General features: G+C 65.8%; 7 protein-coding genes and 2 pseudogenes. 5 read left to right on the top strand and 4 right to left on the bottom strand.

Features of this window, described 5'->3' with window-relative positions; all coding sequences use genetic code 11:
- The 4 genes and pseudogenes from ONA70_RS30925 to ONA70_RS37060 form a co-directional block, all read left to right on the top strand.
- Positions 1-359 (top strand): annotated as a pseudogene (locus tag ONA70_RS30925) (hypothetical protein); the annotation flags it as partial.
- A gap of 40 nt (positions 360-399) precedes the next feature.
- Positions 400-975 carry a hypothetical protein gene (locus ONA70_RS37065; protein WP_406601280.1) on the top strand — a complete coding sequence of 192 codons (576 nt, stop codon included), beginning with the start codon at positions 400-402 and terminating at the stop codon, positions 973-975.
- A gap of 757 nt (positions 976-1,732) precedes the next feature.
- A complete protein-coding gene (locus tag ONA70_RS30915) occupies positions 1,733-2,218 on the top strand; it encodes a hypothetical protein (protein ID WP_265010027.1) in 486 nt (161 codons plus the stop codon).
- Between the two features lie 20 nt (positions 2,219-2,238).
- Positions 2,239-2,441 (top strand): annotated as a pseudogene (locus tag ONA70_RS37060) (transposase); the annotation flags it as partial.
- Positions 2,442-2,456: 15 nt separating this feature from the next.
- On the opposite strand, the gene ONA70_RS30905 reads toward ONA70_RS37060, so the two are convergent.
- From ONA70_RS30905 to ONA70_RS37055, 4 genes are all read right to left on the bottom strand, one after another.
- Positions 2,457-3,104, bottom strand: a complete 648-nt coding sequence (locus ONA70_RS30905) for a hypothetical protein (protein WP_265010029.1) — start codon at positions 3,102-3,104, stop codon at positions 2,457-2,459.
- Complete coding sequence (locus tag ONA70_RS30900; RefSeq protein WP_265010026.1) at positions 3,101-5,632, bottom strand: KAP family NTPase; 2,532 nt, start codon at positions 5,630-5,632, stop codon at positions 3,101-3,103. The genes ONA70_RS30905 and ONA70_RS30900 overlap by 4 nt, the downstream gene beginning before the upstream one ends.
- A 979-nt stretch (positions 5,633-6,611) precedes the next feature.
- Positions 6,612-7,466, bottom strand: a complete 855-nt coding sequence (locus ONA70_RS30895) for a sulfotransferase family protein (protein WP_265010025.1) — start codon at positions 7,464-7,466, stop codon at positions 6,612-6,614.
- A 331-nt stretch (positions 7,467-7,797) separates the two neighbouring features.
- The gene (locus tag ONA70_RS37055) at positions 7,798-8,028 is read right to left on the bottom strand and encodes a LexA family protein (RefSeq protein ID WP_406601279.1); all 231 of its coding nucleotides are present in this window, start codon (positions 8,026-8,028) and stop codon (positions 7,798-7,800) included.
- Positions 8,029-9,293: 1,265 nt separating this feature from the next.
- Between ONA70_RS37055 and ONA70_RS30885 the strand changes: the two genes are divergently transcribed.
- Positions 9,294-10,353, top strand: a 1,060-nt coding sequence (locus tag ONA70_RS30885) for an FAD-dependent monooxygenase (RefSeq protein WP_319959268.1), incomplete at its 3' end; no start/stop codon positions are given.

The following is a 10,353-nucleotide window of genomic DNA, read 5'->3' as shown; positions in this document are numbered from 1 at the left end:
TGGCCAAGCGGCTGCAGCGGTGGCGGGCGGCGGCGGCCCGGGCCGCCGGGACGACCGTGTCCCTCATCGTGGCCCCGCCGACCCGGACCCGCTCGGTGCTGCGCAACCGGGCCCTCGCCGCCGCGTACGCGGGTGCGCACCGGTTCGGCATCGAGGTGTTCGAGCCGGCCACCAGCAACACCCTGATGGCCGCGTTGCTCGTGCACGACCTGCGCACCGGTGGCGAGGCCGCGCGGGAGCACCCGTGGCGCGACGAGGCGTACGCGGCGGCGCACGGCGGCCTGTGGCGGGTGCCGTACGCCCCGCGCAGCGCTCTCGGCCTCGCGGTGCTGCTCGGCCTCGGCGGCGCGCGGGCCTGAGCGCAGGTTTCCTTGTCTTGGCCCTCGGGAAGGCACCGGCATGGCCGAGACCTTCGCAGATCAGGACCTGACCACCCTGCGGTCCATCGCGCGCGGTGCCGGCATACCGGACACCGAGCGCATGCCGCACGACGAGCTGGTCGACATGTTGCGCCGGGCCGGCCTGGCCGAACCGGCCGGCCGGCCCGTCGACACCAGCCTGGCCGATCCGGGTGACCCGGGCGACGCCTCCGGCGTGTACCACGCCCGCGGCGTCGGACGCCGGGAGTCCGCCGGCGGCCCGGCCGCCCAGACGGACTCGCCCGACCAGCCCACCCAGGACTCCGCCGGGCTATCCGGGCTGCCCCGCAGCGACCTGGCCCTGGGCGACGAGAGCACCGGCGGCCGGGCGGCTGAGCAGGCGATCGACGCCCGGCCCGGGCAGACCGAGGTGCCCGACGTCGCGCAGGACGCGCGCGATGTCCTCGGGGAGATCCGCGACCCGGCCGGGCTGTCCGGGCTGCCCCGCAGTGATCTGACCCTGGGCGACGAGAGCACCGGCGGCCGGGCGGCCGAGGAGGCGATCGACGCCCGACCCGGGGAATGCGGCGAGATCGAGGACCGCACGCAACGGTGACCCCGCACCCGTGGGCCGCCCCGGATGGGGCGGCCCACGGCCGCTCGGAGCTTTCTCACCTAAAATCCCGTTTGAGTAGTCAACGCACATTTGGTGTATTTACGCAGTAGTAGAACCGGATTTCCGGATATGCGAATGGCGAGATATTGCCGAGGTCGTTCGCCTTCCAAAGTCGGACATAAGTCGACAAGGGCCTCATAGCCTCGACCGGTGGCACTTCGCATGTCGCTCGATGGCCCGACCGGTGGCTCGCAATCCGATCCGTCGCATCTCCTGTTCCGACCCGCCCAACCCGTGTACCTCGACGTCACCGGGACCCGCCGGCGCCGGCAGGCACGTCCAAATCGTCATAACTGGTTAGCTTTTGTCATATACTTCTCTCACGATAGCGAGCAGCCTGAAGGCGGTGATAGCGGATCTCGCTCACCGGAGAAGCCGCGCCGCCAGCGCCCTGCTCCAACCGGGAACGAGCGGTCGAGGGCCGTCCGACGCAGTAGTGCCGCCGCCCCAGCGCGGCGCCGGGCGTCCATCGGACCCGGCCGCGCCGCCGGCGGGAAGGTAGTGCCGCCGCCCCGGCGCGGCGCCGGGCGTCCATCGGACCCGGCCGCGCCGCCGGCGGGAAGACGGTGATTGGGGTGATCACCGCGGCCGGCACGGGCCTCGCCCTCCTACAGGCCCGTGCCGGCCACCCCCGCCGCCCGGGTGGTGACGCACCCCGCGATCCGACCCCGGGCCGTCCGGGACGGGAGGAGACGTGATGTGGCACCCACCGACCCCGGTCGAGCAGGAACTGTGGAACGCCGTCGTCGCCGGGGTCCGCGCGGTCAACCAGGCGGATCGTGTGGGCTACCAGGCGGCCGTGCGTCGCCTGTCCCGGCTGCCGCGGCCGTGGGTGGCGCGAGTCCTGCACGACACCGCCGGCCTGCTGGTCGAGGAGTGGGACCCGGACGGCCGGTACCCGTGGCCACTGCTGGCCGCCCAACTCGACCACGTCACCCGATGGCTGCCCGAGGCGGACCTGCGGCTGCTGGGCACCCTCCTGTCCGGCGGCGGCGAACCACCCACCGCCGGTGCGCCGGACGACGGTAGCGACGTCGGACTCCGCCTGCTGCTGGTCGCCCTCCTGGCGAACGTCGCGCGGGCCGGCGTCGGCGCTTTCGTCGACGTCGCGTTGTCGAGCAACAGCGGACGCACGCCCCGCCGCCTGTCCGGTACCGTCCCGCACTGCCGCACCGGACGATGACCGGGCTACGGGTGGCGGCGGGGCGTCCGCCAGAAGGTCACCGGCAGGTGATCAACGGGATCGTGTTCCGGGTACGCACCGGGGTGCCGTGGCGGGACGTCCCGGCACGGCACGGGCCGTGGAAGACGCTGTACAAGCGGTTCACCCGCCAGCAGGAGGACGGGACCCGGGCGCGGATCGAGGCGATGCGCAGGCCGACGCGGAAGCTGCCGGGGAACTGGACCGGCACGCCGCTTTGTCACCGTCTCCGCCAACGCAAAGCCGGACTTCGGCGCTCCGGATTGAGCCTCCCGATGACCACAAGTAGGCCGTGGAACACCTGATGCTCGAACTGTTGTAGCGCGACTCGCAGTTCCTCGGCGGTGAGCTGCGGTCCGACATGGACCCAGTCTGTGGCGAGGACAGCACCGTCGCCGAAGCTTATGCAATGCCTCAGGTTTTCGCCAGCATGCTCGAGCTTCCAGGTGGTGGCCGTCTGTCGGTGGTACAACTCTAGCGGGGCTTGTTCGGAGGCTGGGCGTCGTTGTACGAATCCTGCCTGCATAATCTTTGCACCGGTCGCCGCCAGGCAAGTCGCGACCAGTTCGGTGTAGGATTCGATGCTTGGGCTTGACGTCGAAGCAGCTCGAAGAACGTCACGGGCGCGTAGCTGTGCTTCCGCGAGCGTCCCTGGCTTCGACAGCATGTCAATACGCGTCACAAGCCGTTGCTCAGCGACCCAGAGGTATCCGAACAGGAAAAGTGTCGTTCCGAGATTGATGATCACACCTTGCAGGTAACTCCAGCCGACGAACGCTCCACTCGCCGTCAACAGCGCTCCGCTGACGGCGAAGGCGGAGATCCGCTTCCAGTCAGCATGATTGGGGCGATGCGGGTTCGCGCTCATGCGGATGCCTGGCCGAGGATTTCAAGCACTTTGCTGGTACTGGGAGGATACGAGGCGTCCCAGCTTACGCCAGCCCACCATCGCTGGCTGGAATCCAACAAATCGACTGGAAGTTCCTCCGGCTCCACCGTAATGGTAGGCAACTCTTGGCCGAGCAGTGCGGCAGCCGCCGCCTTCCCGTCACCTTGGTCATTCAACGCGAGGGCCAACGCCCGGCGGAGCCAGTTGCTGGCTGCGGATCGTCTGTATATGTACATGTAGATGACGAGCCCCGCGTTTTTGTATCCAAGTTTCCTCAGGACGTACCCGATGTTTGCTTCTGCATCTGCCGGGCTGCCGAATCTCGACAATACTCCCGTTTTAAGCAGAAATAAATATATTTTGGCGGCGTCCAGCTCGCTCTCAGTATTGTCTCCCCAAAAGAACAGCGTGTCGGCCAACAACTTCAGTGTCTGATGTCGCTCTGCATCTGTGTGGCAAGCAAACAAGACCGCCTTGCATGTCTCATGCAGGGCCTCGATGGTCGTCAACCACCGAAGTTCTCTTTTCTTTGTAACAAATAGCAGTCGGCTCAAATCATCTGGCTTCGGACTCTGAGTCAGCGCGAGTCGAAGCTTCTCGAAGTCCGACGCAATCTCGGACAGTTCTTCTCCGACCGCAAGGCGGACGCGAAGCGTTAGGACCTTGGCTCGAAACTCCTGCTGACCGCCAGGAATGCTGAGGGCCCGACGAATCGCCTCTGCTGCTTCCTCGTAGTGGTCAGATTTCTGGGCGTCAAGCACGCACCGGGCGTAGTTGAGATTTATGTTCTCGTGGTCCGGCCGTGCCCGTACGGCCAAACAGTGCAGCTCGATTGCAAGATCGTTGTCCTGTAGGCGTTCGGCGACGAGTGCAGCATTGCCAACGGTTGACGCGACTGCGCCTAGATCGTCGAGCCGCTTCGCCGTCTTCAGCACTTCTCGTGTCCTTCGAAGGGCCTCGGACGGGTTCGACTTTTCTTCTTGCTTGGCGAGCACGTAGTTTAGGATGAGCTGGTTCTGAATGTCGTCCGGCATTGTGGAGGATCCACCCTCGATGCCGTGTGCGCTTGAAACCGCACCCTGATCCAGCGGTTCCATTTCCCTGGCGTCGCCTGTGGATCCCTCCACGATCGTGGTGTCGCTGCTGTCCGAGGGCGTTGCGCTTAGCTTATCGTTGCCGGCCTGCTGTCTGGTTGGCGGTTCCCACGCTGGTTCGGACGCGAGATAGATTGCGACGACCGGGTCGTCCATCGGATCGAGCGCCACACCGCCGGCTGCGGCGAGATGTTCGAAAGGGATTTGTAGTCGGGCTCTCTCCATCGCCCATAGGGGAGTAAGCTTACGACCGATGGCGCGCAGGGACACTATTCTGGAGGCGCTCGGTTCGTCTAGCGTTTCAGCTGGCCAGATCATACGCCACCAGAAGTCCGGCCAAAATGCTTTCAGAATCCAGCGCTTGACGAGCTCAGGTGTTAGCTGAACCTGGCCCTGTGGCCTGAACTCGGCCAGGAAAGTGTTTAGCCTGTGCTTGATCGCGCGTGGCGTCACCCTTCCATCGGCCGGATGCAGGAGGGGCGCAAATACGGAACTCAATGGGTTGTCGTCTGGGCCGAGCTTAAGAAGATCTTGTAGTTCGCCGATTCGTTCACGTTCTACGTTCGATACGGATGATTCGATCAGTTTGCTCAGGAACAAGGCGATCTCACGAGAGTTCGTTAACATGTCGGGTACTTCGAAGCTGAGATGCACATACTTCTCCAGGGCCTCCTCCGGGTTCAGCGGGCCAAGTGGAAAAGTGCTGCGCTTGAGGGATTCGAGAAGATGCGCCCTGCTCGCCGCGAGTACGAAGTAGATACTGGCACCACGCGCGCTCATCCAGTAGTTCGTCGCGACCAGCAGTTGAACCGTGAATTCTACGGAGCACCGATCGAGATCATCGACGAAAATAACGTGGACTGGTCTCGACTCGCCGCTAGCGACGCCGCGGCCTATCATCTCGCGAAGCCAATGCTCGAGCATTGGCGGCGCACTTTCATGTCGGCCAAGAGCGTCAAGGAAGCGGATCGAGCTCTGCAGATCCCACTGGACTCCGTCATTCGTCAACAGATTGCCGGATTCGACGGGGCGTAGCTGCGAAAGCAGGTCCGTTGCCTTCGTCAGGGCGTCGGGGCTGTTTAACAGGATCTGCAGAGCCATACTTGCCCGGACGTTGTTGTGCTGCTCCCACAGTGGTGCGTCGAACTGTGATAGAAAGGTCCGGACGTGGTTCCGTTCGGCCGCCTCCGCGATCAATCCCTCCACGAACCGTAGAGCGGAGGACTTTCCGGCGCCCCACCTGCCGTAGAGCCCGAAGATCATTGGTGATGGATGCGGTGCACGACTCGACGCCACTATGTGTTCGGCGATGCTCTTGAGGTTCAATACGAAGTCAGGCCTGGTGCCGAACAGGGCGTCATCTTCGGGCTCCACAGGACCGGACGCCACGAAATGACCGAATTGGTCCGTCATTGACGCCTCCCGAAATGACACTGCCAAGCACCACCGGTACCGCTGCGGCCGGTAGCAGCGGCCACGGATGGAGGCCGCCGCACTGGTCAAACCAGCCCATGCGAGGAGTTCGTCGGGACCAGGTCTGCTCCCCGGTCGCGGTCAACAGCAGCAGGCGCAGCACGATGTCATGCGACTCTGGCTTCGACTGGCAAGACGGCCCTCGCGCCTGCTCCACACAATGCATCCTCCCACCTGCCATCGCTCCGTTCAATGTCCTATTTGAACCCTGGCTCGCGCAGGGTCGTCAAGCCGCCCTGTGACAACGGAAATCTCAACGACAGCCGGCGTCGGTGACTTCCTGACCAACGGTTCGTCATGTCAAGCCGAGGAATGACGATCAGAGGCCCGGGGCCGGCAACGGTGGTGACGGTTGATGCGGCCCCACGTGCACCAACTGCCGACCTTTGCCGGAGCAATACTTCGAGGTGACCCGCGACCTGCTCGATGCCGCATCGCCGAGCCGAGCGGATCCTCGTCCGGATGGTGTTTCGAGCAGAGGGTCAGCCGGGGCGAGGAGGGGTGCCGACCTGGGGCTGCCGGGGCCTGCGCGGTGAGCCGGAAGACACTCACTCCGGATGCTCAAGGTAGCGCTGCCCTCCCGTCGACGACCCATCGTCGGATCGAGGGAGGACACGATGGCCCAGGTCATTATCGGCGTGGACCCGCACAAGCGTTCCGCCACCATCGAAATCATCAACGCGCGAGAGAAAGCGCTCGGGCAGGGCCGGTTCGGCACCGACCGCGACGGCTACCAGGCATGCTCGCCGCCGGACGCAAGCACAAAGACCGCGTTTGGGCGGTCGAGGGCCGCAACGGCATCGGCCGGCACGCACTCAACGCCTGGTCGCCGGCGGCGAGACCGTCGTGGACGTCCCCGCGAAGCTGTCCGCCCGGGCCCGCGTGTTCGCCACCGGCCCAGGGTGGAGAGCCAGAGCCGTCACTCATATCCCATGGCCGGGATGACCTTGCCGAGTGCTTCTTCAATGAACTCGCGGGTTTCGTCGTCGAATTGGTCGTTGCGGTTCGTCAGTTTGTGCGACTGGAACGTTGAAGGGGTGGCGAAGTCGTCGACGCCGAGCCGTTCGAACAGGGCGCGGCGCTGCCCGGGCCAGTCGGCGGCGAGATCTTCTGCTTTCACCTCGATGTATCGCCTGCCCGTCAGGTCGACCGTGTTCTTCCAGGTGAGCCATCGGTGGTAGACCGGCTTGAGGTAGGCGAGCGCGCCGTCGACGGTGGGCGGTGCCCATGGCTGGGCCAGGTGGGATGCGAGCACTGAGACCGGGTGCCGCTTAATGTGCACGATGGTCGCTTCGGGGACCAGTTCCCAGAGGAAGTCCATGCACAGCAGGTTGAACGGGGTCTTCTCGCACCAGGTCGGCTTGCCCGCGTCGGCGGCTGCTCCGCCGAACAGGGTGTCGATCAGGCCCCGCAAGATTCCGAGCAGTTCGCCCCGGTCGCTGAAATACCTGGGAAGTACCCGCCGGCGGCTCAGCGGCTCGAACGGCCCGGCAGGCCGGTCGGCGTTCCCGAAGCCTTCCGCGGGCGCAGGTTCGTCGTATGTGTACGCGACCAGCTGCGGCCAGAGCTGTTGCACCCCGTCCCGGTAGCGCCGCTCGCCGACCAGCTCGGGTACGGTTTTGCCGCGATCGTCGCGCCGTCCGGGCACTCGTACGGTGAGGAAGTCGCTCAGCCGGTGCAGAGCGTCCTCACCGACGGTGGGGTCGTATCGATCGGTGAGCGCGTCGGCCAGGTCCCGCAGGCCACCCGGGTCGATGAGAAACCGGGTCTCCATGGGAATCCGATGGATCAGCGGATGTTCGCCGATGATGTCGGCGATCCGCGACGTTCCCGAACGACCCGTACCCGCAACGAAGATCGGTGACGGGGAAGGCATGGCGAGCAGTCAAGCTCTCAGCCCGGCGCCTGTGCAAGCCATTTATCCCCTTCACCCGCGGCTACGGGCCGGACCCACACCCCCGGACGTGCCTCCGGCATCCCGAACCCCTGCGTCTTACCGTCGGCAGAGTGGTACTGGCGGCTGCGCGGTCTGATCGAGGAGTGGCTACCACAACCCCACCCGTCCAGCGTTGATCTTCTGCCGCGCGCTACGGGCGGACACACGCTCAGCTACGACCCAGCACGCAGACCACCTTGCCGAGGATCACCGCGCGGTCACCGGGAATGACGGGGTAGCGCGGGTTGCGGGGTAGCAGGTCCACGGCGCCATCGCGGATGCGCAAGACCTTGACGGTGGCCTCGTGGTCAATCATGGCGGCGATGATGTCGCCACTGTCGGCTACCGCTTGCTGCCGCACCACGACGACGTCCCCGTCCGCGATGCCAGCTTCGACCATTGAGTCTCCCCAGACGTGCAGCGCGAACAGCCTCCCCGTGGCCGACTAGCTTCCTGGCCAAGGTCAGGACTTCCTCGACGTACTCCTCGACCAGAATGGGAGCGCCGGCAGCGATCGAGCCCAGCAGCGGAACCTGAACGCCAGAGGCGCGCCCGGACCGCCAGGGGCGTCTGGGCGTCGCGATGGGCGGTCGGTGGATACCCATGGCGCTCGTCCCACTGCCGTATCACGGCCAGGATCTGTTGTTGGCGAGGACTCAAGCCGGGCAGGTCCGAGGAGGTCATCCTCAAACCTGCCCCTGCATTCGATCAAATGTGCTAACCGGCCCGCGTTGCCAGCTCGGCCTACCAGGTGCGTCGGCCACGGGTCCGGTTCACTCAGCAGCGCCCGCCGCAGTTTCGCTGGGTCGGGTCGCAGATAGCCGGGCCAGCGACTCCAACTTCGGCGGGAAGACTCGGATCCACTGGGACAGGACAACCCCCGGTGACGCTACGGCATCACATTCACTGAGCAGCTACGCACAATAACTGTCATTATGATGCACGAGTACTTCATCCCTTTTGTCCGAGCTATTTGTCGGATTTTCGTTACCGGTAATTCGTTAATCAGGGCGCGGTGCGGCGCGGGATGGTCGCCGCACCTCCCGATGTCCCTTCCCAGCCTGGCGGGGCGCGGCTTGGCGCCAGCGTCGTTGTCGGGGTTCGCGGTCGGGTACGTCGGCGCGGACGGGCGGGAGCGGCACGACGGCCTGGCAACGGGCCGCGGGCGTGGTGTTCGCCGATCCGCCGCCGTTGATGGACGGCGCCGAGCGGTTGGGTGATCCGCTGGCCACCCTGCCGCAGCGCCTACCGAGATCCGGTCCGCATCGGGGGCAGCCACTGACCGGTACCAGCCGGGCCGCCACGCCGGATTCGCCCTGCAACCGCACCGGCCCGTTCGGAGTCGTGATCACGTGGCGGGGAAAGGACTGGACGCGATGATGCTCAGGCTTGTAGCTTGCAGTTGCCCGTGACACCGCCCGAGGAGGTGAGACCCATGAACGCTGTATCGATGTGGGTGCTCCCCCTTCCCGTCACGGTCGGGCGATTGACGTAGGTGTCGCCGGGAGCGCCTCGCCAACAAGGCACTCCCGAAAGGCAATACCTATGCACTCTCTGCAGTTCACCCCCGAGCCGCCGTCGAACGACACGGTCGAGCGCGACTTCACCGCGGGCGACGTCCCCGGACTCCGGTCGCCGGCCTCCGGCGCCGATCGTGCGCCCCTCGTGTTCGACGTGATCATTGCCGGGTGCGGGCCGACTGGCGCGATGCTCGCCGCCGAACTGCGGCTACACGACGTGCGGGTACTCGTCCTAGAGAAGGAAACCGAGCCCAAGTCGTTCGTCCGCATAGTCGGTCTGCACGTTCGCAGTATCGAGTTGATGGCAATGCGCGGGCTGCTGGAACGCATTCTCGAACACGGAAGACAGCGTCCGGCCGGCGGCTTCTTCGCCGCCATCAACAAACCCGCGCCCCAGGGCCTGGATTCCGCGCACGCCTATCTGCTGGGCATCCCGCAGCCGGTCATCGAACGCCTGCTCGAAGAACATGCGATCGAACTGGGTGCGCAGGTCCGGCGCGGTTGCGCGGTGGCCGATTTCGAGCAGGACGACGAGGGTGTGACCGTCGAGCTGGCCAACGGGGAACAGCTGCGTTCGCGCTATCTCGTCGGCTGTGACGGCGGGCGCAGTACGGTGCGCAAACGGCTCGGCGTCGGCTTCCCCGGCGAGCCCTCGCGGACCGAGACGCTGATGGGCGAGATGGAAGTGGGTGTGCCGCAGGAGGAGATCGCCGCCACGGTGACCGGAATCCGCGAGGCCCATCAGCGATTCTGGCTCCGGCCCTTCGGCGAAGGGGTCTACAGCGTCGTGGTCCCCGCCGCGGGAGTCAGCGACCGCGCGGAACCGCCCACCCTCGAGGATTTCAAACAACAGTTGCGCACCATCGCCGGAACCGATTTCGGCGTGCACTCCCCGCGCTGGTTGTCCCGCTTCGGGGATGCCACCCGGCTGGCCGAACGTTATCGGGTCGGTCGGGTGCTGCTGGCCGGCGATGCGGCACACATCCATCCACCCACCGGCGGACAGGGCCTCAACCTGGGCGTTCAGGACGCGTTCAACCTCGGCTGGAAACTGGCCGCACAGATCCGCGGCTGGGCGCCGGAAACACTGCTGGACACCTACCAGGCCGAACGTCATCCGGTCGCCGAGGACGTGCTGGACAACACCCGCGCCCAGATGGAACTGCTGTCCACCGAACCGGGTCCGCAGGCCGTGCGCAGGCTGC

Origin of the sequence: Micromonospora yasonensis, assembly GCF_026013475.1 — a bacterium.
Classification (GTDB): Bacteria; Actinomycetota; Actinomycetes; order Mycobacteriales; family Micromonosporaceae; genus Micromonospora; species Micromonospora yasonensis.
This window is presented reverse-complemented; position numbering and strand designations above follow the sequence as displayed.